Here is a 25,685-nt window from a genome sequence, read left to right on the forward strand (position 1 = left end):
CCCGCTGTCGCGAGGTGTTCCAAAGCGCGGCACACGGAGTTCGATCGGCGGGTCAGGCGACGCCGCGCTGTATCGCCCGCACCTGCCTGTAGACCTCTTCGATCCCCTCAGCCTTTCGAAAGGTGAAGCTGCCGTCGTCACCGGACCATACCCCTAGCCCATTTCTGAAGGACCCCTTCGGCCCGAGCGTCAAGCTGCCCGGATCGCCGGGCTCGAAATGCAGCTCGGTCTGCGCGAAAATGGGACGCTCGCGCAGCGACCGGCGGGGCCACGACACGGCGATGAAGGCGCGACGATCCGATAGGGCATAAGTCGTGGAGCGCCTGCGCAGGGCGTCCACAAGGAATCGCCCGACGGCGAAATACAGGCCGACCAGAACGAAGATCAGTAAAAGCGGCTGAAAACCACCGGATGCGAATGCCATTAGCACAAATCCGAGCCACAGGACTGAGAATGGCACCAGATAGAGGTCTTGTACCCGCAGGTCGAACAATCGCTGCGTCGGGCGACCTTCCCACAGGATCGTCTCGTCGGGATCCAGATGGGCGTCCCAACCGCTCATGCCGCGCGCGCCGCCCGCAGGTTCTGGGCCAGCAGGTCCATCGCCGCCATACGCACCGCCACGCCCATCTCGACCTGCTCCTGGATCACCGAGCGGTTGATGTCGTCGGCGATGGTGCCGTCGATCTCGACCCCGCGGTTCATGGGGCCGGGATGCATGACGATGGCGTCGGGCTGCGCCAGCGCCAGCTTTTCGGCATCCAGCCCGTAGCGGTGGTAATATTCCCGCTCGGACGGGATGAAGCCGCCATCCATGCGCTCCTTTTGCAGCCGCAACATCATCACCACGTCGGCGCCTTTCAGGCCCTTTTCCATGTCGTGATAGACCTCGACCCCCCAATCGGCAGCCCCCGCCGGGATCAGGGTCGGCGGGCCCACCAGGCGGATGCGGCTTTCCATCTTGCCCAACAGCCAGATATTGGACCGCGCCACGCGGGAATGGGCGATGTCGCCGCAGATCGCCACGGTCAGCCGGTGCAGGCGGCCCTTCTTGCGGCGGATCGTCAGCGCGTCCAGCAGCGCCTGGGTGGGATGCTCGTGCCGGCCGTCGCCCGCGTTCAGCACCGAGCAGGCCACCTTTTCGGCCAGCAGGTTGACCGCGCCCGAATGGGGATGGCGGACGACCAGCAGGTCGGGATGCATGGCGTTCAGCGTCAGCGCGGTGTCGATCAGCGTCTCGCCCTTCTTGATGGACGAGGCCTGCATCGGCATGTTCATCACGTCAGCGCCCAGCCGCAATCCCGCGACCTCGAAGGACGCCAGCGTTCGGGTCGAGTTCTCGAAGAACATGTTGATCTGGGTGAGCCCCTGCAGGGCCTGGGCGTGCTTGTCGGCCGAGCGGTTCAGTTCGGCATAATGCTGGGCCAGGTCGAGGATCGTCGTGATCTCGGGCGGGGACAGCTGCTCGATCCCCAGAAGATGCCGGTGGCGGAAGGTCATGGGCCGCGTCCTTGTCCTGTCGCCGAAGGGTATAGGTGGCCGGGACGGGCCGAACAAGGCAGCCGACGCGCGCGCGGCTGAACGCGCGCCGGGATATTTATGAGAACAAAGATGGGGGCTTGGGCGAAGGGCCCCGAAGCGATCGCCTCGGGGCCGTTCCGGGGCGTCAGTGCACCACAGCGTCGTCGGGCTTGGCGCGGTTCGAGCTGCTGATGCGGTCGCCCACGATCAGCCCGTCGGCGCCCGCGCTCACATGGATCGTGGCGCCGTCGGTCACGTCGCCCGCCAGGATCATCTCGGCCAGCTGGTCCTGCAGGCTGCGCTGGATCACCCGCTTCAGCGGCCGCGCACCGAAGACCGGGTCGTAGCCTTCGTCGGCCAGCCACTTGCGCGCCGCGTCGTTCAGATCGAGCTTGATCTTGCGCTGCGCCAGCCTCCGCTCCAGCCGGTCGAGCTGGATATCGACGATTCCGTTCATGTCCTCGCGCGTCAGGCGGTCGAAGATCACCGTCTCGTCCAGGCGGTTCAGGAATTCAGGGCGGAAATGGCCGCGCACCGCATCCATCACGTCCCGCCGGGCCTGCGCCGGATCCGCGCCGTCGGGCAGTTGCGACAGCGCCTGCGACCCGAGGTTCGAGGTCAGCACGATGAGCGTCTGCTTGAAGTCCACGTGACGCCCCTGACCGTCGGTCAGAACGCCGTCGTCCAGAACCTGCAGCAGCACGTTGAACACGTCCGGATGCGCCTTTTCGACCTCGTCGAACAGCAGCACCTGGTAGGGGCGGCGCCGCACGGCTTCGGTCAGCACACCGCCTTCGTCGTAGCCCACGTAGCCCGGAGGCGCGCCGATCAGGCGGGCGACCGCGTGCTTTTCCATGAACTCGGACATGTCGATGCGCACCATGGCCTGGTCGTCGTCGAACAGGTATTCCGCGACGGCCTTGGTGAGCTCGGTCTTGCCGACGCCGGTGGGGCCGAGGAACAGGAAGCTGCCCAGGGGGCGGTTTTCGTCGTTCAGCCCCGCGCGCGCCCGGCGCACCGCGTTGGACACGGCCGTGACGGCCGTGCGCTGGCCGATGATCCGCTTGCCCAGCTCTTCTTCCATCTTCAGCAGCTTCTCGCGCTCGCCTTCCAGCATCTTCGAGGTCGGGATGCCGGTCCAGCGTTCGACCACTTGCGCGATCTGCTCGGGGCGCACGGCCTCTTCGACCATCAGCGTGTCCTCGCGGTCCTCGGCCTCGCCCAGGTCCTTTTCCAGCTGCGGGATGATGCCGTAGGACAGCTCACCGGCGCGGGCCAGGTTGCCCTCGCGCTTGGCGATGTCCAGCTCGGCGCGGGCGCGGTCCAGCTTTTCCTTCAGCTCGCGCGCGCCTTCCAGCTTGTCGCGCTCGGCCTGCCACTTGGCGGTCATCTCGTCCGCGCGCTCCTGCAGGTCGGCCAGCTCACGCTCGAGGTTCTCCAGCCGGTCCTTCGATGCCTGGTCGTCCTCTTTCCGCAAAGCCTCGGCTTCGATCTGCTTTTGCAGGATGTCACGGTCCAGCGCGTCCAGCTCCTCGGGCTTGCTGTCCACTTCCATGCGCAGGCGCGACGCGGCCTCGTCCATCAGGTCGATGGCCTTGTCGGGCAGGAAGCGGTCGGTGATGTAGCGGTGCGACAGGGTCGCGGCGGCCACCAGGGCGGCATCGCTGATCCGCACGCCGTGGTGCAGTTCGTACTTTTCCTTGATGCCGCGCAGGATCGACACGGTGTCGGCCTCGGTCGGCTCTTCCACCAGCAGGGGCTGGAACCGCCGGGCCAGGGCCGCGTCCTTTTCCACGTGCTTGCGGTATTCGTCCAACGTGGTGGCACCGACGCAATGCAGCTCGCCCCGGGCCAGCGCGGGTTTCAGCAGGTTCGACGCATCCATGGCGCCGTCGGCCTTGCCCGCGCCCACCAGCGTATGCATCTCGTCGATGAACAGGATGATTTCGCCCGCGGCCGCGGTGACTTCCGACAGCACGGCCTTCAGCCGCTCTTCGAAGTCACCGCGGTATTTCGCACCGGCGATCAGCGCGCCCATGTCGAGCGCCAGAAGACGCTTGTTGCGCAGGCTTTCGGGCACGTCGCCGTTGACGATACGCAGCGCGAGTCCTTCGGCGATGGCGGTCTTGCCGACGCCGGGCTCACCGATCAGGACGGGGTTGTTCTTGGTGCGGCGGCTCAGGACCTGCATGGTGCGCCGGATCTCGTCGTCGCGGCCGATGATCGGGTCGATCCGGCCTTCGCGCGCCCGCTCGGTCAGGTCCATGCTGTACTTCTTCAGCGCGTCGTATCCTTCCTCGGCCGACGCGGTGTCGGCGGTGCGGCCCTTGCGGATGTCGTTGATCGCGGCGTTCAGCGCCTGGGCGTTCACGCCACCGGCATCCAGCGCGTCCTTGGCCTTGGACTTCACCATGGCCAGCGCGCACAGGATCCGCTCGACCGGGGTGAAGCTGTCGCCCGCCTTCTTGGCCAGCTGCTGCGCCTGGTCCAGGACCTTGGCGACGGACTGGTCCATGTAGATCTGCGCGCCGTCACCCGACACCTTGGGCAGCTTGCCCAGGCTCAGGGTCAGCTGTTCGGTGACGCGGGCCGAATTGCCGCCCGCCGCGTTGATCAGGTTGCTGGCCAGTCCCTGGTCGTCGTCAAGAAGTGCCTTCAGTAGATGTTCGGGGACAAGGCGCTGGTGGCCTTCGCGCATGGCGATGGTCTGGGCCGCCTGGATGAAACCGCGCGCGCGTTCGGTGAACTGCTCCAAGTTCATGTGTCTTCTCCTGTCATAAGCGCCTCATGGATCGCTGCCCGGAAAGCGGCGCAGCGCGGGTCGGAGGCCTTCGTTCACACAGATGGGAAGCAGCAGCCGCACGATCAAGAGACGACTGTGCCAGAATGTCACAGCTTGGCCGCAGATTTCGCGGAACTTATCCACAGGTCTTAAGTTTGGTTGACAATGCGGAATCGAACCGCACCCGAGCAGTATGGAGGTCCCGAAAATGGGCATCCCACACGTGACAGACGTGATCTACGACGCCCGCGCGCGGAAATTCCGCGGGCAGATCAGGCTTTCTCACACTGACTTATCCGCAGCGATTCGCGTCGCAGCGCCGGGGCTTCAGGCTTGGAGCCACGCCCGAATCGTCGACGCTCTGATCGGCGAAGGCGCCCGCTACGTCAAAAGGAAGGGTTTGATATGATCGTTCTCGACAGCAAGATCGGTGACGTTCACCGGGACCGCGACTTCGGCCGCGTGGAAGCGAACGTCACCCTTTGGATAAAGCGCCCCGGCCAGCCGGTGCGCCCCGCCACGATCCGCACCAACGTCCCGGTGCGGGGACATGACCCGTTGCGCCTGCGCCTGATCCAGGATGCGGCACGGCTGGTCGACCGTATCGTCACAACGCCCGCCGTTTTGCCACGGGTGGCCTAGCCTGACGATATCGCTCCGGCCCGTCCCGGCCGGAGCACCTGCCTCGAAGACCAACTTCAAGGTGCCACGCTGCATACAGCGCGGCACCTTTTTTCTTGGCGATTATCGTATCGCGATCAGTCGGCGATCGTCTGGCCGTCGCGACCTTCGGGACCCGAAGGCGTCGGCACGAAGCCCGAGCCGCCGTCATCCGTATCGCGCACCACCTCTTGGCCGTCTTCCGGGTTCAACTCGACCTGGGTGTCGCGGCCAGCGGGCAGGTCCGCGTCGCTGGCGTTTTCGACCCCGTCCCCTGCGACACCGTCGCCCCCGTTCTGCTCGATCAGGAACGCGTCCGAGCCTTCGGCCGTAGCCGCCTGGCTTTGGGTTCCGTCGGTGCCGGTGCCGTTCGACGCGCCGTCTTGCTCGGTCGACATCTCGGCGTCGGCGTTCCCGTTCGTCTCCGTGCCACCTTCCGCGTCGCGCACCACACCTTCGCCGTCCGTTCCAGCGGTCGTCTCGTCGGCGTCCGTCTCGCCCTCGGTCTGCGCGTCGGGGCCGTCGTCCGCCATCTCGGCGGGCGGCACGCTGTCTTCGCCGGGCGCTGCGGGGGTCACGTCATCCAGTTGATCGGTAATGCCTTCCATCGTCTCGTCGGCCTCGCCTTCCGGCCTCGTCCCGGCACCCGTGGGCCGCGCCTCGACATCGTCATCGGCGATGATCGTCGCCTCGTTGGGGATCTCTTCGGAGCTCAGCGTGAAGGTGATCGCCAGGGCTGCCACCACGAGGGCCGCAACGATGAAAAGAGGCCCCAGGATATTTCCTGCGCCTTTGGCTGAATTTGCCATGGTGTTCTCCTTGAATGTCACCGTGGCAACGGGTTGCGTCCACATGGGTTCCCGCAGCTTGCCATCCCCGCGTCAATCCGCCACGAAGCGGACATCCACGAAAGGACGCCGCCCCCGTGACCGATACCCGCCTGATCGTCGCCCTCGATGTGCCCCACGCCGTTGCGGGGCTGGAGCTTGCGGCCCGTATCGGACCGGATGTGGGCTTCTACAAGATCGGCTTGGGCATGCTCACCGGCGGCGGCCTGGCCCTGGCGCAAGAGCTGAAAGGCGAGCACGGGAAGCGGATCTTCCTGGACATGAAGCTGTTCGATATCGGCGCAACGGTCGAGGCCGCCGTGCGCGGCCTGGCGCAGTTCGACCTGGATTTCCTGACCGTCCATGGCGACCCGCACGTGGTCCGCGCCGCGATGGAGGGCGCTGCGGGATCGGACCTGAAGATCCTGGCGGTCACGATCCTGACGTCGCTGGACCGCGCCGACCTGGATGCCGGGCTGATGCGGGCGGGCGCCATGGACCAGATGGTGCTGGACCGCGCCGCCGCGGCGTTCGACGCGGGCGCGGACGGCGTCATCGCCTCGCCCCACGAAGCCGCGCAAATCCGCGCGCTGCCGGATGCCGAAGGCCGCCTGATCGTGACCCCGGGCGTGCGTCCCGCAGGCAGCGACGCAGACGATCAGAAACGCATCGCGACCCCGGCCGCCGCGATTTCCGCCGGGGCCGATCACATCGTGGTCGGCCGACCGATCTGGCAGCACGCAGATCCCGCGGCCGCCGCGCGTGCGATCTTGGACACGCTGCCGCGCCAATAGGCTGGACGCGCGCGGCGCGGGCTTTTACACCTGCCCCCGAGCGGTCCCGTGGCTCAACTGGATAGAGCAGCCCCCTCCTAAGGGGCAGGTTGCAGGTTCGAATCCTGCCGGGATCACCAGTCTCAGCCGTCGCGTGACAGGTAATCGGCCAGGACCGCCTCGCAGCCGCGATCCCAAAGGTCCGACAGCGCCGCCGTGAATGCGTCCGCGAAGCGCCGGTCCGATGCCAGCTTGCCGTAATATTGCGACTGCTCCAGCCAGGCCATCGGGTTGTCTTTCGCCGCCAGCGCGACCTTGTTCAGCGCATCCCAGTTCGGATCGTTCGGCTCGATCCGGCTGCCATCCGCGCGCGTGCCCCCGCACATCCGCGCCCACAGGGCTTCGACCAGCGCCAGCCCCGCGATCGGGGTGTTCGCCTGCACCGCGTCGCGCACGGTGGGCAACAGGAAGCCGGGATGCCGCGACGCGCCGTCGAAGGCCACCCGCCGCACCGTGTCGCGGATCTTGGGATTGGCAAACCGCGTCGAGATCAGGTCGATATAGTCCTGCGCGCTCATGCCCGGCACCGCGTCCACGTGGGGCGCGACCTCGTCGCTCAGGACTTTGCGGAAGAACGGGCCGATCAGGGGGTGCTCCATGCAGCCGTGGATCGTCTCGACGCCCAGGATTTCGCCCGGCGTCGCCAGCACCTGGTGGCCCGCGTTCAGCAGCCGCAGCTTCATCGATTCGTAGGTATGCACGTCATCGGTCATCGTCGCGCCGACCTCTTCCCAGGGCGGTCGCCCGGCGCAGAAGTCGTCCTGGATCACCCATTGGCGGAAATTCTCGTGCGTGACGGGCGCCGCGTCGTCGATGCCCAATTCCTTGACCTTCGCGATCTCGGACGGGCCGGTGGCGGGCACGATGCAATCGACCATCGCGTTCGGGAAACTGACTTTCGCGTCGATCCAGTCGGCCAGGTCCGCATCCGACAGCCGCGCCAGGGACACCACGGTATCGCGCGCGATATCGCCATTGCCCTGCAGGTTGTCGCAGCTTTGCACGGTGAAGGGCCCGGTGCCTGCCGCCCGCCGGGCCTTCTGCGCCGCGATGATCGCGCCGAACGCCGTGCGCGGGGCATCGGGGTTCGTGGCATCGTGGCGGATGTCGTCATGGTCGGCGGCAAAGCTGCCATCGGACGGATCGCGGTAATAGCCGCCTTCGGTGACCGTCAGCGACACGATGCGGATGGCGGGATCGGACATCTGCGCGATGAGCGGGCCGTTGCCCTCTTCCACCGGGACGAAGTCGATCATGCTGCCGGTCACCTCGGCACTGATCCCCTTGGGGTCCAGCTCGATCAGCGTCGTCAGGCAGTCCTGGGCCAGAAGCCGCTCGCGCATCTGCGCGTCGGGCGCGCGCACGCCCGCGCCGACGATCGCCCAGTCCAAGGCCTTGCCCTGCTGCATCAGCCGATGCAGGTACCACGCCTGGTGCGCGCGGTGAAAATTGCCCAGCCCGATATGCACGATTCCGGGCGTCAGCGTCGCACGGTCGTAGCGCGGCCGCTCGATGCCCTCGGGCAGATCGCTCAAGGTGTCGTTGCTCAGCTTCATCGCCCGGTCCCCGCTGTCAGCTCATCCATTGTCCGCCATCGACATTGTAGGTCTGCGCGACGATGTATTCCGCCTCGTCCGAGGCCAGGAAGATCGCCATGCCGGTCAGATCCTCGGCGGTGCCCATGCGCCCGTAGGGGACGGCCTCGCCCACCTCGCGCTTCTTCTGGCCCGGCTTCTTGCCTTCGTACTTGGCGAAGAACGCGTCCACGCCGTCCCAATGCTCGCCATCCACCACGCCGGGCGAGATCGCGTTCACGTTGATGTCGTGCTTGATCAGGTTCAGCCCCGCCGATTGCGTGAGCGAGATCACGGCCGCCTTGGTCGCGCAATAGACAGCCACCAGCGGCTCGCCGCGCCGTCCGGCCTGGGACGCCATGTTGATGATCCGGCCGCGCACGCCGTGATCGATCATGTGCTTCGCCACGGCCTGCATCGTGAAGAGCGTCCCCGACACGTTGATGTCAAAGGCGCGCTGGTAATCGTCGCGCGTGATCTCGACGATGGGGGCGGCGGTGAAGATGGCGGCGTTGTTCACCAGTATGTCGATCTGGCCCAGTTGCGCGACCGTCTTCGCCACCGCATCGTCGATGCTGGCCTGGTCGGTCACGTCCATCCGCACGGCGAAGGCGCCGATCTCGTCCGCGGTTTCCTGCGCGCGGTCGATGTCGATATCGCCGATCGCCACGCGGGCACCTTCGCGGAGATAGGCTTCGGCGAAGGCGCGGCCGATCCCCCGCGCCGCACCGGTGATGAGCGCGGTTTTCCCGTCCAGCCGCTTCATGCGATGCGCAGGCCGTCGGGCCCGAAGCGGTGCAGGTGCTCGGATACGGGTTCCAGGTGGATCGTGTCGCCGTGGCGCATGTTGACCTCGCCGCCCGCGCGGACGGTCATCGGCTCGTCCAGCCCGTCGACCTTCACGTGGAAGAACGTGTCGGACCCCAGGTGCTCGGACACCAGCACCTTGCCGGTGAAGGTGCCGCCGCTTTCGACGATCTTCAGGTGCTCGGGCCGGATGCCGATATGCGTCGCGTCATGGGCCTTCGCGCGCTCGCCGTCGATCAGGTTCATCTTGGGCGAGCCGATGAAGCCCGCCACGAACAGGTTGCGCGGGTTCTTGTACAGCTCCAAGGGCGAGCCGACCTGCTCGACGATGCCCGCGCGCAGAACCACGATCTTGTCGGCCATGGTCATGGCCTCGACCTGGTCGTGGGTGACGTAGATCATCGTGGTCTTCAGCCGCTCGTGCAGCTCGGAAATCTCCAGCCGCATCCCCACGCGCAGGGCGGCGTCCAGGTTCGACAGCGGCTCGTCGAACAGGAACGCGGCGGGTTCGCGCACGATGGCGCGGCCGATGGCGACGCGCTGGCGCTGGCCGCCCGACAGCTGTCCGGGTCGGCGATCCAGGTAGTCGGTCAGGTTCAGCGCGTCGGCCGCCTTCTTGATGCGCGCGTCCTGCTCTTCCTGGCTGAGCCCCGCCATCTTCATCGGAAACGCGATGTTCTTGCGCACCGTCATGTGCGGGTAAAGCGCGTAGCTCTGGAACACCATCGCCAGGCCCCGCTTGGCGGGCGGCAGGTCGGTGGCGGGCTTGCCGTCGATGCGGATCTCGCCCGCGCTCACGTCTTCCAGCCCCGCGATCAGGCGCAGCAGCGTGGACTTGCCGCAGCCCGACGGGCCGACGAAGACCGTGAATTCGCCGTCTTCGATGGTCAGGTCCAGCGGCGGGATGACTTCGACATCGCCGAATCGCTTGACCACTTTGTCCAATGTGATGCGTCCCATGAGATCGCTCCTTATTTGACGGCGCCGAAGGTCAGGCCTCGGACGAGTTGTTTCTGGCTGAACCAGCCCAGGATCAGGATCGGCGCGATGGCCATGGTCGAGGCCGCGCTGAGCTTGGCGTAGAACAGGCCCTCGGGGCTGGAATAGCTGGCGATGAAGGCGGTCAGCGGCGCGGCGCTCGCGGCGGTCAGGTTCAGCGTCCAGAACGCTTCGTTCCAGGCCAGGATCACGTTCAGCAGCACCGTGGACGCGATGCCCGGGATGGCCATGGGCGTCAGCACGTAGAGAAGCTCTTCCTTCAGCCCGGCGCCATCCATGCGCGCGGCTTCCAGGATCTCACCCGGGATTTCCTTGAAATAGGTGTAGAGCATCCAGACGATGATCGGCAGGTTCACCAGCATCAGCACGATGGTCAGGCCGATGCGGGTGTCCAGCAGGCCCAGCTGGATGAAGATCAGGTACATCGGATAGAGCACGCCCACGGCGGGCAGCATCTTGGTGGACAGCATCCACAGCAGGATGTCCTTGGTCCAGCGCGACGGCACGAAGGCCATGGCCCAGGCGGCGGGCACCGCGATGATGATCCCCAGCAGGGTCGAGCCGCCCGCGATGATGACCGAGTTCCACAGGAACCGCATGTAGTCCGAGCGTTCCTGCACCACCGAATAATTCTCGGTCGTCCAGTCGAAGAACAGGAACACGGGCGGATCGGCGATCGCGGTGGCCTCCGTCTTGAAGCTGGTCAGGAAGGTCCACAGGATCGGGAAGAAGATCAGCAGACCGACGGCCCAGGCGGCGACGGTGGTCAGGGTCTTGCGGCGGGTGGATACGGCGCGTGCCATGCTCGGTCCCTCCTCAGGTGTCCAGGTTCTTGCCGACGATCCGCATCAGGAAGATCGCCACGATATTGGCCAGGATGATGGCATAGACACCCCCGGCCGAGCCGAGCCCCACGTTCTGGCTTTCCAGCACGCGCTGGTAGATCAGGTAGGTCAGCGTCCGGGTGCCGAAGCTGCCCTGGGTGGTCACGAAGATCTCGGCGAAGATGGCCAGCAGGAAGATCGTCTGGATCAGCAGCACGACCGTGATGGCGCGGCTCAGGTGGGGCAGGATGATGTGCCAGAACCGCTTGAGCGGCGGCGCGCCGTCCATCTCGGCGGCCTCCAGCTGCTCGCTGTCCAGGGACTGGGTGGCGGTCAGCAGAATCAGCGTGGCGAAGGGCAGCCATTGCCAAGACACGATCAGGATAATCGAGAACAGCGGCGCCTCGGACAGCCACGACACGGGCTCGGCCCCGAAGAACCTCCATAGATGCGCGAAGAGGCCGTTCACGGGATCCATGAACATGTTCTTCCAGACCAGCGCCGACACGGTGGGCATGACGAAGAAGGGCGCGATCACCAGGATCCGCACGACGCCCTGGCCCCAGAACGGCTGGTCCAGAAGCAGCGCCAGCAGGACGCCGAAGAAGATCGTGATTACCAGCACGCCGCCCACGATGACCAGCGTGGCATAGACCGATGGCCAGAAGGCCGAGCTGGTGACGAAGCGGGCGTAGTTGTCGAAACCCGTCCATCCCAGGTCGCCGCCCCTGAGCGGCAGGTAATTCTTGAAAGAAAACCACAAGGTCATCGTCAGCGGAACAAGCATCCAGGCCAGAAGCACGATAACGGCGGGCGCCATCATCAGGCGGGCGGCGGATCGGGAATGCTGGGTGGACATGCGATGTTCCTTTCCTGGGCACACGGGCCGTGCCGCGCGCGGACAAGGTGGTGTCGTGGGTCGCTTGAAGGGATCGGGGGACCCCAAGGCCCCCCGATCGTATCAGTCCCGGCTCAGTAGCCGGCCGCTTCCATTTCGTCGGCGACCAGCGTCTGGGCTTTCTGCAACGCCTCTTCGGGCGACTGCTGGCCGGCCAGCATGGCCGAGAATTCCTGGCCCGCCGACGTGCCGATACCGGCCCATTCGGGGATCGCGACATACTGGATGCCCACATAGGGCACGTCATCCACGGTCGGATTGTTGGGATCGGCCGCGTTGATCGACTGCAGCGTCATCTCGGCGAACGGCACGTCCTGATAGTTCTCGTTCTCGTAGAGCGAGGTGCGCGAGCCCGGCGGGACGTTGGCCCAGCCTTCGTTCTCGGCCACCAGCTCCAGGTAGTCCTTGGACGTGGCCCAGGCGACGAACTTCTTGGCCGCATCCTTGGCGTCCGAGCCTGCCGGTACGGCCAGGGCCCAGGCCCAGAGCCAGTTGGCGCGCTTGCCCTTGCCCGTGTCCGGCGCCAGCGCGAAGCCCACGCTGTCGGCGACCGTCGAGTCGTTGGGGTTGGTCACGAAGGACGCCGCGACGGTGGCGTCGATCCACATGCCGCACTTGCCCTGCTGGAACAGCGCCAGGTTTTCGTTGAAACCGTTGGTCGACGCGCCCGGGGGGCCGTAATTGGTCATCAGGTCGTAGTAGAAGTTGATCGCTTCCGACCATTCGCGGCTGTCGAGCTGCGGCTCCCAGTCCTCGTTGAACCAGCGCGCGCCGAAGCTGTTGGCCACGGTGGTCAGGAACGCCATGTTCTCGCCCCAGCCGGCCTTGCCGCGCAGGCAGATGCCGTAGATTTCGTTGTCCTTGTCGGTCATCGCCTCGGCGGCCTCGGCGATGAATTCCCAGGTGGGCTCGTCCGGCATTTCCAGACCGGCCTGCTCCATCAGGTCGGTGCGGTACATGACCATGGACGATTCGCCGTAGAACGGCGCGGCATAGAGCGTGTCTTCGTAGCTCAGGCCTGCGCGCATGGCGGGCAGGATGTCATCGACGTCGTAATCCTCGCCCATGTCCTCGAGCGGGACCAGCCAGCCCTGCGCGGCCCAGATCGGTGTTTCGTACATGCCGATGGTCATCACGTCGAACTGACCGCCATTGGCGGCGATGTCCTGGGTGACGCGCTGGCGCAGCACGTTCTCTTCCAGCGTGACCCATTCCAGCTCGATGTCGGGATTCGCGGACGTGAAATCGTCGGTCAGACCCTGCATGCGGATCATGTCGCCGTTGTTGACGGTCGCGATAGTGATGGTCTCGGCGGTGGCGCCTGTGGCGGTCAGCAGCGCAAGCGCGCTTGCCGCACAAAGTGCGTTCTTTAGGGGCATCCGATTTCCTCCCTGTTGGATGTATCTTGATCATGAGTGATCCGTGACGTTCCGTCAACAGAAGTTTTACGCGCGGAAACTATTGACGCGCGTCAAGCCGAGGCGCGCAGGATCAATCGCGCCGGGACCAGCCGTTCGAACCGCCCCCCAAGGGAGCCGTCGGACTGGATCAGCTTCAGCAACGTCTCGACCGCCAGCCGCGACACGGCGTCGTAATCATGCGCCGCCGTGGTCAGGGGCGGGCAGGTGAAGCGCGCGTAGGGATGGTCATCGTGCGACGCCACGCGCAGGTCGAAGCCCGGACCGTGACCGACGCGCACGCCTTTTTCGAAACACGCCGCAAGAAAGCCGATGGCCAGGCGATCGTTGCTGCACAGAACCGTGCGCGTCGGCAGCGCGTCCTTAGCCAGAAGCCGCAAGGCGCCCTGGCGCCCGATCTCCTCGAAAGCCCAGCCAGAGCCCGCGACGCTCAGGACATGCGGCTCAAGCCCCAGCGCGCCCATCTTCGCCAGATAGGCATCGCGCCGCCGGATCGCGTTGGGATTGGCGGGTTCGGCCATCTCGAAAAAGCAGGGCGCATCGCCGGTACGATGCAGGTAATCCACCGTCTGGTTCACGAAACTGGCGTTGTCCGAGCCGATGAACGCTTCGCCCACGCCTTCGATATTGCTGTCGAACAGGATGGTTGGCACATCGCGGCAGAAGTCTTCGATCGTCTTGCGATCAGAACTGCGTCGCCCCAGGGGCGCCAGAAGGACACCCGCGGGTTTCATGGCACGCAGGTTGTTCAGAATGTCGTTTTCCAGGTCGGCCTTGCCATGTGCGCTGAACAGCGACGGGTGAAACCCGGCCTCGATGCAGCGTTCCTCGATGTTGCGGGCGATCTCGGCAAAGAAGGGATCGGCGAGGTAGGGGACCACGATGCCGACATTCTTGGTCAGCTTGCGGTTCTGGTTCACCGCGAACATGTTGGGCCGGTAGTCGTAGGTCTTCAGCGCCGCCTCGATGCGCGCGCGCGTCGACGGCCGCACCGAATCGGGATCGTTGAAATACTTGGAAAGCGTTGGCCGCGAGATGCCGCTGGCGGTCGCGAACTCTTCCATGTTGCGCAGTTTGATGTGCTTCATAGCCGTTGCGCCGCCCTTCCGCGTCGATCTTCGCGATTGTTCCCCCAAAATCTTTACGCGCGGAAACACAATAGAGGATCGCGGGCAAGTTTCGCAAGCTGTCGTGACAAAAAAGGCGGATGCCGGGTGGCATCCGCCTGTTTTCGGTCGACCGGCGCGGCCTGTCCGTGGCGCTCAGTAATCGGCGACGAGCTGGATCAGCTTGCGGTGGTCGGCGTCGAAGTTACGGATGCCTTCGGCCAGCTTTTCGGTCGCCATGGCGTCCGAGTTCATTTCCCAGCGGAACTTGGGCTCGTCCATCTCGATCCGCGCGGCGCCGCTGGCATTGTCGGGCGACAGTTTCCGCTCGAGCGGGGCCTCTTCGCTGTCGAGCTCGTCCAGCAGCTTGGGCGCAATGGTCAGGTTATCGCAGCCCGCCAGCGCCTTGATCTGGCCGGTATTGCGGAACGACGCGCCCATGACGACCGTGCCGATCCCGTTCGACTTGTAGTAGTCGTAGATCTCGCGAACCGACGCGACACCCGGATCTTCCTCGGGGGCGTAGTTGTCGACGCCGTTCTTCGCCTTGTACCAGTCGGTGATCCGCCCGACGAAAGGCGAGATCAGGAAGGCATTGGCATCCGCACAGGCCACCGCCTGCGCCTTGGCGAAGAGCAGCGTCAGGTTGCAGTCGATGCCTTCGCCCTGCAGGATTTCGCAGGCGCGGATGCCTTCCCAGGTCGAGGCCAGCTTGATCAGGATGCGGTCCTTGCCGATCCCCCGTGCGGCGTAATCCTCGATGATCGCCCGCGCCCGGGTGACGGACGCGTCCGTATCGAAGGACAGCCTGGCATCCACCTCGGTCGAGACGCGCCCGGGCACCAGCTCGGTCAGCTGCGCGCCGACGGCGACCGTCAGGGTGGCGGTGATCTCGTCGGGCGACAGGCCGTTCTTGCGGCCCTTTTCGATCTCGCGGGCGATCAGGTCCTTCGACGCATCGTCCTTCAGCGCGCCCAGCACCAGTGACGGGTTGGTGGTGCAGTCGACGGGCTTGTATTTCTTCACCGAAGCGACCTCGCCCGTGTCGGCGACGACGGTCGTCATGTCACGCAATTGGTCCAAAACGCTGGTCATTGTCTGATCCTCCCCAAGGTTCGCATTGCCATTGATATAGCAGGTCGGACGCGGATTTCCCACGCCCCGCCGGGGATTTGGAGCGATCACTGGCTTCGTAGGACCGGCGCAAGGTGGGGCTCCGCCCGTTCGCGCCTCGATCGCTCCACCGGAGCGATCACCGGCTGCGCCGGACCGGCGCACGGTGGGGCTCCGCCCGTTCGCGCCTCGATCGCTCCACCGGAGCGCTCACCGGCTGCGCCGGACCGGCGCAAGGTGGGGCTCCGCCCGCTCGCGCCTTGATCGCTCCACCGGAGCGATCACCGGCTGCGCCGGACCGGCGCAAGGTGGGGCTCCGCCCGTTCGCGCCTTGATCGCTCCACCGGAGCGATCACCGGCTGCGCCGGACCGGCGCAAGGTGGGGCTCCGCCCGCTCGCGCCTTGATCGCTCCACCGGCGCGATCACCGGCTGCGCCGGACCGGCGCAAGGTGGGGCTCCGCCCGCTCGCGCCTTGATCGCTCCACCGGAGCGATCACCGGCTGCGCCGGACCGGCGCTCACACCATGCGGATGACGTCCTTGTCGATCGACAGCATGTAGCCGCGCCGCGCGATGGTCTTGACCAGCAATTCGCTGACCATCTGGTTGCCCAGCGCATCGCGCAAGCGCTTGATCCGGGTCGCACCCGCCGCCTCGTCGCAATCGACCGCGCGACGGCCCGATACCATCGCTTCCAGCTCGGCGCCCGACAGCACATCATCGTCCATGCGCGCCTCGGCCAGAACGCTCAGCGTTTCGATCGCGGCCTCGGTCAGCGCGAATTCCATGTTGTTCAGGTATACCGTCCGCTCTTCGCGGCTGATCAGCAGCGACGACACCTTGATGCCCGCGCGCTCGATCTCGCCCATGCGGCGGTTCAGCGCCACGATCATCACCAGGAAGATCAACGCGGCGATCAACAGCGCCGTGGCGAAGATCAAGAGCACGAAGATGATGACCCGGTAACTGGTCAGCACCTCGGAAAATGCGGTGCCCGACTGGGCCAGGATCTCGAGAAGGCGGATGTTTTCGCCCGAGATCAGATCGGAATTCTCGACGAAGATCCGCTCGACCCGCGCGTTGAACGCATTCGCGTCGGGCAGGCTGAGAAACAGGAAGACCGCCGCGACGGCCAGGATGACCACGATCGCGACGGTCCCCAGGACCGCGACACGCCCCGCCTGCCGACTGTCAGTAGCGGAGGTAATACGTGCCAGCATCCGACTTCCTTTTCTCAGCGTCCGCCTTGTCAAACACGTCCATGACGGTCAGAAGTTCCCACCCCTCGGCGGCGATGCGCGCCGCGACGGCGGCGGCGGGCGCTTCGCATTCGGCATCACTGAGTTCGATGACCCCGTAATGCAGCTTCAGCGGATTGGTGCGCTTGGCCTTGTAATCGGCGAAGCAGGCGGCTTGGGCGGCCGAGCCCAACGTCAGGGCCAGCAGCGACAGGGCGAGAGTGCGGGATAATGCGGTCACGGGGCGCAACGCCTTTTCTTTGAAGGGAAATCGAGTGGCCCCAATCTGACCACACGGTCGTTGATATACAATGACCACGCGCCGAATTCATCCCGTTATCGGATGGCAGCGCGTCGATATTGCCTGTCCCGGCATCCCGGCCCCAAATCCGATCCATCGCAAGGCAGCCCGCCTGTCCCATGACACTGACTTCGGAGGAGCCACCCATGATCCGCCTGATATCGACCGCCCTGCTCTCGGCCACGCTGGCCCTGTCCCCCATCGCACCTGCCCAGGCGCAGATGTCCAATGACGAGCTGACCAAGATCCTTCTGGGGGCCGCAGCCGTCGGCGCCATCGGGCTGGCCATCGACAAGGCGAAGGACCGCAAGGAAGAGAAGGCGCGCAAGGCGCGCGAAACCTTGCGGAACGCGAAGAACAAGAACGTCGCCGCGCCGGTCCGCGACGGACGGGGCGGCCGCTCGCGCGCCCTGCCCGCGCGCTGCGTGGATATCGTCGAAGGCCCCCGCGGCGGCATCCGCCAGGTGTTGAGCAAGCGCTGCCTGAAGGACACCACCAACGCGGTGCGCCACCTGCCCCACCGCTGCGAGCGCGACGTCTACGCCTTCGGCCGCTACCGCACGGTCTACGGCACGCGCTGCCTTGAAAGATACGGATGGACGGTGGCGCGGCACCGCTGAGTGCGACCCCGTCTTCACGGTCTGCCGGAATAAATCTCCGCACATCTTGGCCCGGCAGGCCGTGACAAGGGGCAGGGATCCCTTCGCTAACCACGAAGGACCCTGCCCCGCCTTATGTTCGGACCGGCGCTCTGCGTGGCGGGTGCCGGTCTTCAGGTATTTGCAGACCGGTGAAACAGCGGACTTGCGCGAGACAGGCGAACGCGGGACACACCTGACATGCCGGATTTTTCCTTCGAGACCGCCGCGCGCGCCCGTGGCGCGACCCTGATCGCAGGCGTCGACGAGGTGGGCCGCGGCCCCTGGGCCGGGCCGGTGATCGCGGCCGCCGTCATGCTTGAGCCGGGTGCGATCCCGCCGGGACTGAACGACAGCAAGAAGCTGACGCCCAAGCGCCGCGACGCGCTGTTCGACATCCTGCAGGACTGCGCGCGGATCGGCGTGGGGCAGGCCAGCGTGGCCGAGATCGACGCGGTGAACATCCTTCAGGCCAGTTTCCTGGCCATGCGGCGCGCGGTCGACGCCCTGCCGATCCGTCCCGACCACCTGCTGATCGATGGCAACAAGATCCCGTCCGATCTGCCCTGCGGATCGCAGGCGATCGTGAAGGGCGACGGGCTGAGTCTGTCGATCGCCGCGGCGTCCATCATCGCGAAGGTCACGCGCGACCGGATCATGGTGACGCTGGCGCAACAGCACCCGCATTACGGGTGGGACAGCAACATGGGTTACGGCGCGCCGCAACACCAGGTGGGACTCAAAAGCCACGGTGTGACCCTACATCATAGGCGCTCATTCAAGCCCATCCACAACATCTTGTATCAAGAAAAATCCCAATAGATTGATTCGAAAAAGATTTTGACCGCGCTCACGGCGCCGATCATCCTTGCCACAACAAAACGCAAGCGCCGCAAAAGGCGTGGCACACGAGGCAGTGAAACCGGATGACGAAGACCCAAGGCGCAGCCTCGCTGCCGCTGAACCAGATTTTGCGCGGCGATTGCATCGACGCGATGGACAGCCTGCCCGCGGCCTCCATCGATCTGATCTTTGCCGATCCGCCCTACAACCTTCAGTTGAAGGGCGCGTTGCACCGCCCCGACAACAGCCAGGTCGATGCCGTCGACGACGCCTGGGACCAGTTTTCCAGCTTTTCCGCCTACGACCAGTTCACCCGGGCGTGGCTGAAGGCCGCGCGCCGTGTGCTGAAGCCCGACGGCGCGATCTGGGTGATCGGCAGCTACCACAACATCTTCCGCGTCGGCACCGCGTTGCAGGATGCGGGCTTCTGGATCCTCAACGACGTCGTCTGGCGCAAGACGAACCCCATGCCCAACTTCAAGGGCAAGCGACTGACCAACGCGCACGAGACGATGATCTGGGCGGGGCGCGACGAGGGGTCGAAATACACCTTCAACTACGACGCCCTGAAGGCGCTGAACGAGGGCGTGCAGATGCGCAGCGACTGGACGCTGCCGATCTGTTCGGGCCACGAGCGCGAAAAGGACAAGGACGGCAACAAGGCGCATCCGACGCAGAAGCCGCAAAGCCTGCTGCACCGCGTGCTGGTTGGCACGACCAGGCCCGGCGACGTGGTGCTGGACCCGTTCTTCGGCTCGGGTACCACCGGCGCCGTCGCCAAGATGCTGGGACGCGACTTCATCGGCTGCGAGCGGGACGAGAGCTACATCACGGTGGCCGAGCGGCGGCTGGCCCGCGTGCGCAAGTTGGACAAATCCGCCCTGGAAGTCACCCAGTCCAAGCGCGCCGAGCCGCGGGTTCCCTTCGGCCAGCTGGTCGAGCGCGGGATGCTGCGCCCGGGCGAGAAGCTGGTGAATGCCCGCGGCCAGATCGCCAAGGTGCGCGCCGACGGAACGCTGGTGGCAGATCAGCTGACCGGGTCGATCCACCAGGTCGGTGCCGCGCTGGACGGCGCCCCGTCCTGCAACGGCTGGACCTACTGGAGCTTCACGCGCGAGGGGCAGAAAGTGCCCATCGACATCCTCAGACAACAGATCCGCGCAGAAATGCGCTGACCGGCGTTACCGCCAGTGCTGCGGGCCAGCCGGACGTTCGCGTCCGCGCCACGCGGCACAACCTTGCCCCGCCGGATTTGATCTGGCGGGGCTTTTTTCCTTCCGTCGGAAAGGATCATCCCGGATGACCATTGGGCACATCGCTTGACGATACCCCTCCGACGCCTCACGGTTTTTTCCATGTTTCGCGCCGCCCTCCTGATCCTGCTTGCCACACCCTGCCTGGCCGCCGAGCTTCCGCCGCCGCTGGAGCAGGACGATTTCGCCAAGCACTCCGAGAGCGAAATCACCCTGGGTCAGCTGCTGTTCTACGATCCCATCCTGTCAGGCAATCGCGAGGTGTCCTGCGCCACCTGCCACCATCCGCGCTTCGCCACCGGGGATGGCCTTGCGCTGGGGGTCGGCGATGGCGGCAAGGGGCTTGGGCCAAAGCGCGTCGCCGATCCCGACAACCCGCCCGAAGCGCGGATCCCGCGCAACGCGCCGCCGCTGTTCAACCTGAGCCATCGCGGCGTGACCGTCCTGTTCCACGACGGCCGGATCGAGGTCGACGAATCCCGCCCCTCGGGCATCCGCACCCCGCTGGACGCGGACATGGAGCAAGGCTTTGCCAGCCTTCTGTCGGCGCAGACCATGTTCCCTGTGCTCAGTCCGGACGAGATGGCCGGCCATTACCAGGAAAACGAGATCGCGAAACTGGTCCGCCAGGGTCGGCTGACCGGGCCGGGCGGCGCATGGGACGCCATCGCAAGCCGCGTTGCCGCGATCCCCGAATACAAGGCGCGCTTCACGACAGCCTATCCCGCCATCGCTGATGGCAAACCGATTGGATTCACCGACATCTCGAACGCCATCGCCGCCTTCATGGCGCACGAATGGCAGGCCACCGACAGCCCCTTCGACCGATACCTGCGCGGGGAAGCCGCGCTGTCCGAAGCGCAGTCCGACGGCCTTCGGCTCTTCTACGGCGACGCCGGATGCGCGACGTGCCATGCGGGCCCGCTGCTCAGCGACATGGGCTTTCATGCCATGGGCGCGCCACAGATCGGGCCGGGAAAGGCCGCCGCTTTCGAAGACCACCAGCGCGACACCGGCCGGATGCGCGTGACCGGGCGGACCGAAGACGCCTATGCCTTCCGCACACCGATGCTGCGCAACGTGACCCGGACGGGCCCGTGGGGACACGCAGGCGCCCACGCCGATCTGCGCGCCTTCCTGCGCGACCACGCGGAGCCGCGCGCCGGCCTGGCGCGCTACGAAGATCTGCCGCCCTTGCCGCAAATGGACGGGATCGTCGACGACCGCTGGGCACTGGACAGCGACGAGCGCGCCGCGATTGCCGACGCGGCCCCCGAAGGCCGCGCCCTGACCGAGCCCGAGCTGGACGCGCTTTTGGCCTTCCTGGACGCGCTGACCGATCCCGCGTCGATCTCGGGGCGTCTCGGGGTTCCGGACAGCGTCCCCTCCGGGCTGCCCGTCGCGCGCTGATCCCCAACGAGTTTGGGGGCGCACCGCAAGGCACGCCCCCATCTTTGTTCTTCTAAATATCCATTCGCGCCGATGAAGCCGTCGCGACGCCGCCGCACTACTGCGCGGGCACGGCCTGCTTCTCGATCCCCAGCGGATGCTCCAGCTTGTCGAGCATCTCCTTCGGGCAGACCTGCACGAAGTTCGCAAGCTCGGTGTCCCAGTGCTGCAGGATGTCGGCCGCGCGGCGGCTGCCGGTCTCGGCGTGGTGCCGCTTGACCAGGCCTTCCAGCAGGCCCACCCAGTGATCCGTGGTCACGGGGCAAGTCACCAGCGTTTCGCGGTTCAGCATCACGTCCGACGCGCCCTTGGGGTCGTGCAGGAAGGCCATGCCCCCCGTCATCCCGGCCCCGAAGTTCGCGCCGATGGATCCCAGGATCACCGCGACGCCGCCGGTCATGTATTCGCACCCGTTCGAGCCGCAGCCCTCGATCACCGTGGTCGCACCCGAGTTGCGCACCGCGAAACGCTCGCCCGCGCGGCCCGCCGCGAAGAGATAACCGTCGGTGGCGCCGTAAAGCACCGTGTTGCCGATGATCGTGTTGTCGGCGGCGACCAGCGGGCTGACCATCGGCGGGCGCACCACGATGGTGCCGCCCGACAGGCCCTTGCCCACGTAGTCGTTGGCATCGCCCGACACCTCGATCTTCAGGCCGGGTGCGGCGAAGGCGCCCAGCGACTGCCCGGCGCTGCCCGTCAGCTTCACGTGCAGGTGGTCGGGCTGAAGACCGTGGTTGCGCATCCCGAACCGCTTGACCATGTGCGACGAGGTGCGCGTGCCGACCGTGCGGTGGGTGTTGCGCACCGCGTAGCTCAGCTGCATCTTCTCGCCGTCGTCCAGGAACCGCGCGGCGTCGCGCACGATCTCGGCGTCCAGCGTGTCCAGGACCGCGTTGCGGGGCTGGTCCCGGTCGTAACGGATCTTCTCGGCGCCATCGACCGTGATGAGCAGCGGGTTCAGGTCCAAATCGTCCAGATGCGCGCTGCCGCGGCTGACCTGGCTCAGCAGGTCCGCGCGACCGATCACGTCGTCCAGCGACCGCGCCCCGATCGAGGCGAGGATCTCGCGCACCTCTGTGGCGTAGAAAGTGATCAGGTTCACCACCTTCTCGGCGTTGCCGGTGAACTTGGCACGCAGCGCGGAATCCTGGGTGCAGACGCCCACGGGGCAGGTGTTGGACTGGCACTGGCGCACCATGATGCAGCCCATGGCGATCAGCGCGGCGGTGCCGATGCCGTATTCCTCGGCCCCCATCATCGCGGCCATGACGATGTCGCGGCCGGTGCGCAAGCCCCCATCGGTGCGCAGGGTCACGCGCGACCGCAGGTTGTTCATGGCCAGCACCTGGTGCGCCTCGGTCAAGCCCATCTCCCACGGCAGGCCTGCGTATTTGATCGACGTGGCGGGCGACGCACCGGTGCCGCCATTGTGCCCCGAGATCAGGATGATGTCGGCCTTGGCCTTGGCCACACCGGCGGCGATGGTGCCGACGCCCGACGACGCCACCAGCTTCACCGTCACCTTGGCGCGCGGGTTGATCTGCTTGAGGTCATAGATCAGCTGCGCCAGGTCCTCGATGCTGTAGATATCGTGGTGCGGCGGCGGCGAGATCAGCGTGACCCCCTTGGTCGAATGGCGCAGCTTGGCGATCAGGTCGGTGACCTTCATGCCGGGCAGCTGACCGCCCTCGCCGGGCTTGGCGCCCTGCGCCACCTTGATTTCCAGCTCTTCGCAGGCCAGCAGGTATTCCGCCGTGACCCCGAAACGCCCCGACGCCACCTGCTTGATCTTCGCCGACGCATTGTCGCCGTTGGGCTCGGGGGTGAAATCCTCGGGGCTTTCGCCACCCTCACCCGAATCCGACTTGGCGCCGATCCGGTTCATGGCGATGGACAGGGTCCGGTGCGCCTCGGGCGACAGCGCGCCCAGCGACATGCCCGGCGTGACGAACCGCTTGCGGATCGACGTGATCGATTCGACCTCCTCGATGGGCACGGCCTTGCCCAGCGCCTTGAAGTCCATCAGGTCGCGCAGGTGGATCGGCGGGGCCGATTGCATCTTCTTCGAATACTGCTTCCACATCTGGTAGCTGGCCTTGTTGCAGGCCATTTGCAGCATGTGCATGGACGTCGCTTCCCAGGCGTGCGTCTCGCCCGAGCGGCGCGCCTTGTAGAAGCCGCCGATGGGCAGCACGTCCTGTCCGCCGCGGAAGCCGCGGGCGTGGACCTCTTCCACCTTGCGCTGGATGCCGTTGACGCCGATGCCGGAAATCCGGGAATGCATGCCCGGGAAATACTCGGCGCACATGGCGCGGCTCAGGCCCACGGCCTCGAAGTTCAGACCGCCGCGATAGCTGGAAATCACGCTGATCCCCATCTTCGCCATGATCTTCAGAAGCCCCGCGTCGATGGCCTTGCGATAGCGCGCGACGGCTTCGGTCAGGCTGCAATCCAGCAAGCCACGCTCGACCCGGTCGGCCAAGCTGTCTTCGGCCAGATACGCGTTCACCGTGGTGGCCCCGCAGCCGATCAGCACCGCGAAGTAATGCGGATCGATGCACTCGGCCGACCGCACGTTGATCGAACAGAAGGTGCGCAGCCCCTGCTTGGTCAGCCAGCTGTGCACGGCACTGGTGGCCAGGATCATCGGCATGCCGACGCGATCCCCGGACGCACCCGCATCGGTCAGCACGATATGCCCGGTGCCCGAACGAACGGCTTCTTCCGCCTCGGCCCGGATCCGCTTCAGCCCCGCCGACAGTATGCCAAGCCCTTTACCCGCATCGAAGGTACAATCGATCTCGACGCTCGGCGCATTGAACGCCTTCACCATCCGGTCGAACTGGGCGTTGCCCACGAAGGGGCTGTCCAGGACGATGATCTCGGTCTGGGCGCTGCTTTCGTCCAGCACATTCTTGAGGTTGCCGAACCTGGTCTTCAGGCTCATCACCCGGAACTCGCGCAAGCTGTCGATGGGCGGGTTGGTGACCTGGCTGAAATTCTGCCGGAAGAAATGGCTGAGCGGGCGGTACTTTTCGCTCAGGACCGCGCTGGGCGTATCGTCGCCCATGGATGCCAGCACTTCCTTGCCGTCCTCGGCCATGGGCGCCAGGATCTGCTCGAGCTCTTCCATCGTGTAGCCGGCCGCGATCTGCCGCCGCCGCAGCTCGGATCCGCTGAAGACGGGCGCTTCCGTCACCTTGGCCAGCTCGTCGTCCAACTCGACGATCTTGCCGACCCAGTCGCCGAAGGGCTGTGCCGCGGCCAGCTTGTCCTTTATCTCGCGGTCGTGAAACAGGCCGCCTTCCTGCATGTCCACGGCCAGCATCTGGCCGGGTCCGAGCGCGCCCTTTTCCACGACATTCGCTTCGTCCATCGGGACCATTCCGGCCTCGGATCCCGCGATCACCATGCCGTCGTTCATCACGACATAGCGCATGGGGCGCAGGCCGTTGCGATCCAGGCCCGCGCAGACCCAGCGCCCGTCGGTCATGGCCAGCGCGGCCGGGCCGTCCCACGGCTCCATCACGCTGTTGCAGTAGGAATACATGTCGCGCCAGGCGTCGGGCAGCTCTTCGGCCTGCTTGGACCAGGTTTCGGGCACCAGCATGGTCTTGGCCATGGGCGCGTTGCGGCCCGCGCGCACCAAGACTTCGAAGACCGAATCCAGCGCGGCGGAATCAGACGAGCCCTGCGCCACGATGGGCTTGATGTCTTCGGCCATGTCCCCGAAGGCGGACGACGCCATGCGGATCTCGTGGCTCTTCATCCAATTCAGGTTGCCCTTCAGCGTGTTGATCTCGCCGTTATGGGCCAGCATGCGGAAGGGCTGCGCCAGCCACCACTGCGGGAACGTGTTGGTCGAATAGCGCTGGTGGTAGATGGCGAAGGCCGACTCAAAACGCTCGTCCTTCAGGTCCGGGTAGAACTCGGCCACCTGTTCGGCCAGCATCATGCCCTTGTAGATGATCGACCGGCAGGAAAACGACGCCATGTAAAGCTCGCGGATGCCCGCTGCGGCGCTGGCTTTCTCGATCCGGCGACGGATGACGTAAAGCTCGCGCTCGAAGGTCTCTTCGTCGACGCCTTTGGCGTTCGAGATCAGGATCTGCTCGATCTCGGGGCGGGTGGCATTGGCCTTTTCGCCCAGGACCGAGATGTTCACCGGCACGTGCCGCCAGCCATAGATGTAATGGCCCATGCGCAGCACTTCGGTTTCAACGATCGTCCGGCAGGTTTCCTGCGCGCCGAAATCGGTGCGCGGAAGGAACACCTGGCCCACGGCCAGCAATTCGTCGCGCAGCGTGTGGCCGGTCCGCTCGACCTGCTCGCCGAAGAACCCGAACGGGATCTGCACGTGGATCCCTGCGCCGTCGCCGGTCTTGCCGTCGGCATCCACGGCACCGCGGTGCCAGATCGCCTTCAGCGCGTCGATGCCCGCTTCGACCACCGCGCGGGACTTGCGTCCGTCGGTATTGACCACCAGGCCCACGCCGCAGGACGCGTGCTCGTCGTCGTCGCGATAAAGCGAGTTCTCGGCCATCCAGGCGCGCTTGGCCTCTTCGCGTGCCGTCCAGTCGGTGTCGAACTTGGTCATTCTC

General features: G+C 65.9%; 22 protein-coding genes and 1 tRNA gene. 8 read left to right on the forward strand and 15 right to left on the reverse strand.

What is annotated here, in order from left to right; genetic code table 11:
• Positions 1-52: 52 nt before the first annotated feature.
• The 3 genes from ILP92_RS01250 to clpB all read right to left on the reverse strand — a co-directional run bounded on the left by ILP92_RS01250 (position 53) and on the right by clpB (position 4,282).
• A complete protein-coding gene (locus tag ILP92_RS01250) occupies positions 53-562 on the reverse strand; it encodes a hypothetical protein (RefSeq protein ID WP_198914546.1) in 510 nt (169 codons plus the stop codon).
• Entirely contained in the window at positions 559-1,500 is a 942-nt protein-coding gene (locus ILP92_RS01255; protein ID WP_198914547.1) for an aspartate carbamoyltransferase catalytic subunit, read from the reverse strand. Before ILP92_RS01255 ends, ILP92_RS01250 begins: the two co-directional genes overlap by 4 nt.
• Positions 1,501-1,666: 166 nt before the next feature.
• Positions 1,667-4,282 (reverse strand): ATP-dependent chaperone ClpB, encoded by a 2,616-nt coding sequence (gene clpB, locus ILP92_RS01260; RefSeq protein WP_198914548.1) that lies wholly within the window; start codon positions 4,280-4,282, stop codon positions 1,667-1,669.
• 229 nt (positions 4,283-4,511) lie between these two features.
• Between clpB and ILP92_RS01265 the strand changes: the two genes are divergently transcribed.
• A complete protein-coding gene (locus tag ILP92_RS01265) occupies positions 4,512-4,712 on the forward strand; it encodes a hypothetical protein (RefSeq protein WP_198914549.1) in 201 nt (66 codons plus the stop codon).
• Positions 4,709-4,945: a hypothetical protein gene (locus tag ILP92_RS01270; protein ID WP_198914550.1), complete on the forward strand. Its 237-nt coding sequence runs from the start codon at positions 4,709-4,711 to the stop codon at positions 4,943-4,945. Before ILP92_RS01265 ends, ILP92_RS01270 begins: the two co-directional genes overlap by 4 nt.
• A gap of 116 nt (positions 4,946-5,061) precedes the next feature.
• On the opposite strand, the gene ILP92_RS01275 is transcribed toward ILP92_RS01270, so the two are convergent.
• Positions 5,062-5,772 carry a hypothetical protein gene (locus ILP92_RS01275; protein WP_198914551.1) on the reverse strand — a complete coding sequence of 237 codons (711 nt, stop codon included), beginning with the start codon at positions 5,770-5,772 and terminating at the stop codon, positions 5,062-5,064.
• A gap of 116 nt (positions 5,773-5,888) precedes the next feature.
• Between ILP92_RS01275 and pyrF the strand changes: the two genes are divergently transcribed.
• Together pyrF and ILP92_RS01285 are read left to right on the forward strand one after the other, a co-directional pair.
• Positions 5,889-6,584 (forward strand): orotidine-5'-phosphate decarboxylase, encoded by a 696-nt coding sequence (gene pyrF, locus ILP92_RS01280; protein WP_198914552.1) that lies wholly within the window; start codon positions 5,889-5,891, stop codon positions 6,582-6,584.
• 42 nt (positions 6,585-6,626) lie between these two features.
• Positions 6,627-6,703 (forward strand) — tRNA-Arg (locus ILP92_RS01285).
• A gap of 3 nt (positions 6,704-6,706) precedes the next feature.
• Here the strand turns inward: ILP92_RS01285 and ILP92_RS01290 are convergent.
• The 10 genes from ILP92_RS01290 to ILP92_RS01335 form a co-directional block, all read right to left on the reverse strand.
• Positions 6,707-8,179, reverse strand: coding sequence for a mannitol dehydrogenase family protein (locus ILP92_RS01290; protein WP_198914553.1), 1,473 nt, complete (start codon positions 8,177-8,179; stop codon positions 6,707-6,709).
• A 16-nt stretch (positions 8,180-8,195) separates the two neighbouring features.
• Positions 8,196-8,963: an L-iditol 2-dehydrogenase gene (locus ILP92_RS01295; RefSeq protein ID WP_198914554.1), complete on the reverse strand. Its 768-nt coding sequence runs from the start codon at positions 8,961-8,963 to the stop codon at positions 8,196-8,198.
• The gene (locus tag ILP92_RS01300; protein ID WP_198914555.1) at positions 8,960-9,964 is read right to left on the reverse strand and encodes an ABC transporter ATP-binding protein; all 1,005 of its coding nucleotides are present in this window, start codon (positions 9,962-9,964) and stop codon (positions 8,960-8,962) included. Before ILP92_RS01300 ends, ILP92_RS01295 begins: the two co-directional genes overlap by 4 nt.
• Before the next feature lie 11 nt (positions 9,965-9,975).
• On the reverse strand, positions 9,976-10,806 hold the full coding sequence (locus ILP92_RS01305) for a carbohydrate ABC transporter permease (RefSeq protein ID WP_198914556.1): 831 nt from the start codon (positions 10,804-10,806) through the stop codon (positions 9,976-9,978).
• Between the two features lie 13 nt (positions 10,807-10,819).
• Positions 10,820-11,686 (reverse strand): carbohydrate ABC transporter permease, encoded by an 867-nt coding sequence (locus ILP92_RS01310; protein WP_198914557.1) that lies wholly within the window; start codon positions 11,684-11,686, stop codon positions 10,820-10,822.
• Between the two features lie 113 nt (positions 11,687-11,799).
• On the reverse strand, positions 11,800-13,104 hold the full coding sequence (locus ILP92_RS01315; protein ID WP_198914558.1) for an ABC transporter substrate-binding protein: 1,305 nt from the start codon (positions 13,102-13,104) through the stop codon (positions 11,800-11,802).
• A 92-nt stretch (positions 13,105-13,196) separates the two neighbouring features.
• Positions 13,197-14,231 carry a LacI family DNA-binding transcriptional regulator gene (locus ILP92_RS01320; RefSeq protein WP_198914559.1) on the reverse strand — a complete coding sequence of 345 codons (1,035 nt, stop codon included), beginning with the start codon at positions 14,229-14,231 and terminating at the stop codon, positions 13,197-13,199.
• A gap of 174 nt (positions 14,232-14,405) precedes the next feature.
• Positions 14,406-15,344: a transaldolase gene (tal, locus tag ILP92_RS01325; protein ID WP_198914560.1), complete on the reverse strand. Its 939-nt coding sequence runs from the start codon at positions 15,342-15,344 to the stop codon at positions 14,406-14,408.
• Positions 15,345-15,880: 536 nt separating this feature from the next.
• The gene (locus ILP92_RS01330) at positions 15,881-16,582 is read right to left on the reverse strand and encodes a winged helix-turn-helix domain-containing protein (RefSeq protein WP_198914561.1); all 702 of its coding nucleotides are present in this window, start codon (positions 16,580-16,582) and stop codon (positions 15,881-15,883) included.
• A complete protein-coding gene (locus ILP92_RS01335) occupies positions 16,554-16,841 on the reverse strand; it encodes a hypothetical protein (protein ID WP_198914562.1) in 288 nt (95 codons plus the stop codon). The genes ILP92_RS01330 and ILP92_RS01335 overlap by 29 nt, the downstream gene beginning before the upstream one ends.
• A gap of 206 nt (positions 16,842-17,047) precedes the next feature.
• On the opposite strand from ILP92_RS01335, the gene ILP92_RS01340 reads away from it, so the two are divergent.
• The 4 genes from ILP92_RS01340 to ILP92_RS01355 all read left to right on the forward strand — a co-directional run bounded on the left by ILP92_RS01340 (position 17,048) and on the right by ILP92_RS01355 (position 21,045).
• Complete coding sequence (locus ILP92_RS01340) at positions 17,048-17,521, forward strand: hypothetical protein (RefSeq protein ID WP_198914563.1); 474 nt, start codon at positions 17,048-17,050, stop codon at positions 17,519-17,521.
• A gap of 219 nt (positions 17,522-17,740) precedes the next feature.
• A complete protein-coding gene (gene rnhB / locus ILP92_RS01345) occupies positions 17,741-18,361 on the forward strand; it encodes a ribonuclease HII (protein WP_198914564.1) in 621 nt (206 codons plus the stop codon).
• A 104-nt stretch (positions 18,362-18,465) separates the two neighbouring features.
• The gene (locus ILP92_RS01350) at positions 18,466-19,557 is read left to right on the forward strand and encodes a site-specific DNA-methyltransferase (protein ID WP_198914565.1); all 1,092 of its coding nucleotides are present in this window, start codon (positions 18,466-18,468) and stop codon (positions 19,555-19,557) included.
• 180 nt (positions 19,558-19,737) lie between these two features.
• Entirely contained in the window at positions 19,738-21,045 is a 1,308-nt protein-coding gene (locus ILP92_RS01355) for a cytochrome-c peroxidase (RefSeq protein WP_198914566.1), read from the forward strand.
• A gap of 97 nt (positions 21,046-21,142) precedes the next feature.
• Here ILP92_RS01355 and gltB read toward each other — a convergent pair whose 3' ends face one another.
• On the reverse strand, positions 21,143-25,681 hold the full coding sequence (gltB, locus tag ILP92_RS01360) for a glutamate synthase large subunit (RefSeq protein WP_198914567.1): 4,539 nt from the start codon (positions 25,679-25,681) through the stop codon (positions 21,143-21,145).
• Positions 25,682-25,685: the final 4 nt, after the last annotated feature.

It is taken from the genome of Palleronia pontilimi (genome assembly GCF_016412875.1).
Classification (GTDB): domain Bacteria; phylum Pseudomonadota; class Alphaproteobacteria; order Rhodobacterales; family Rhodobacteraceae; genus Palleronia; species Palleronia pontilimi.

Excerpts from the sequence above, each read along its gene's own strand:
- ILP92_RS01330 (WP_198914561.1), bottom strand. The coding sequence starts at position 16,582 with ATGCTGGCACGTATTACCTCCGCTACTGACAGTCGGCAGGCGGGGCGT.
- ILP92_RS01255 (WP_198914547.1), bottom strand. The coding sequence starts at position 1,500 with ATGACCTTCCGCCACCGGCATCTTCTGGGGATCGAGCAGCTGTCCCCG.
- tal (WP_198914560.1), bottom strand. The coding sequence starts at position 15,344 with ATGACCAGCGTTTTGGACCAATTGCGTGACATGACGACCGTCGTCGCC.
- ILP92_RS01350 (WP_198914565.1), top strand. The coding sequence starts at position 18,466 with ATGACGAAGACCCAAGGCGCAGCCTCGCTGCCGCTGAACCAGATTTTG.
- ILP92_RS01300 (WP_198914555.1), bottom strand. The coding sequence starts at position 9,964 with ATGGGACGCATCACATTGGACAAAGTGGTCAAGCGATTCGGCGATGTC.
- ILP92_RS01250 (WP_198914546.1), bottom strand. The coding sequence starts at position 562 with ATGAGCGGTTGGGACGCCCATCTGGATCCCGACGAGACGATCCTGTGG.
- ILP92_RS01305 (WP_198914556.1), bottom strand. The coding sequence starts at position 10,806 with ATGGCACGCGCCGTATCCACCCGCCGCAAGACCCTGACCACCGTCGCC.
- rnhB (WP_198914564.1), top strand. The coding sequence starts at position 17,741 with ATGCCGGATTTTTCCTTCGAGACCGCCGCGCGCGCCCGTGGCGCGACC.
- ILP92_RS01315 (WP_198914558.1), bottom strand. The coding sequence starts at position 13,104 with ATGCCCCTAAAGAACGCACTTTGTGCGGCAAGCGCGCTTGCGCTGCTG.
- clpB (WP_198914548.1), bottom strand. The coding sequence starts at position 4,282 with ATGAACTTGGAGCAGTTCACCGAACGCGCGCGCGGTTTCATCCAGGCG.
- ILP92_RS01290 (WP_198914553.1), bottom strand. The coding sequence starts at position 8,179 with ATGAAGCTGAGCAACGACACCTTGAGCGATCTGCCCGAGGGCATCGAG.
- ILP92_RS01270 (WP_198914550.1), top strand. The coding sequence starts at position 4,709 with ATGATCGTTCTCGACAGCAAGATCGGTGACGTTCACCGGGACCGCGAC.
- ILP92_RS01295 (WP_198914554.1), bottom strand. The coding sequence starts at position 8,963 with ATGAAGCGGCTGGACGGGAAAACCGCGCTCATCACCGGTGCGGCGCGG.
- ILP92_RS01340 (WP_198914563.1), top strand. The coding sequence starts at position 17,048 with ATGATCCGCCTGATATCGACCGCCCTGCTCTCGGCCACGCTGGCCCTG.
- ILP92_RS01275 (WP_198914551.1), bottom strand. The coding sequence starts at position 5,772 with ATGGCAAATTCAGCCAAAGGCGCAGGAAATATCCTGGGGCCTCTTTTC.
- ILP92_RS01265 (WP_198914549.1), top strand. The coding sequence starts at position 4,512 with ATGGGCATCCCACACGTGACAGACGTGATCTACGACGCCCGCGCGCGG.
- ILP92_RS01355 (WP_198914566.1), top strand. The coding sequence starts at position 19,738 with ATGTTTCGCGCCGCCCTCCTGATCCTGCTTGCCACACCCTGCCTGGCC.
- ILP92_RS01320 (WP_198914559.1), bottom strand. The coding sequence starts at position 14,231 with ATGAAGCACATCAAACTGCGCAACATGGAAGAGTTCGCGACCGCCAGC.
- ILP92_RS01310 (WP_198914557.1), bottom strand. The coding sequence starts at position 11,686 with ATGTCCACCCAGCATTCCCGATCCGCCGCCCGCCTGATGATGGCGCCC.
- gltB (WP_198914567.1), bottom strand. The coding sequence starts at position 25,681 with ATGACCAAGTTCGACACCGACTGGACGGCACGCGAAGAGGCCAAGCGC.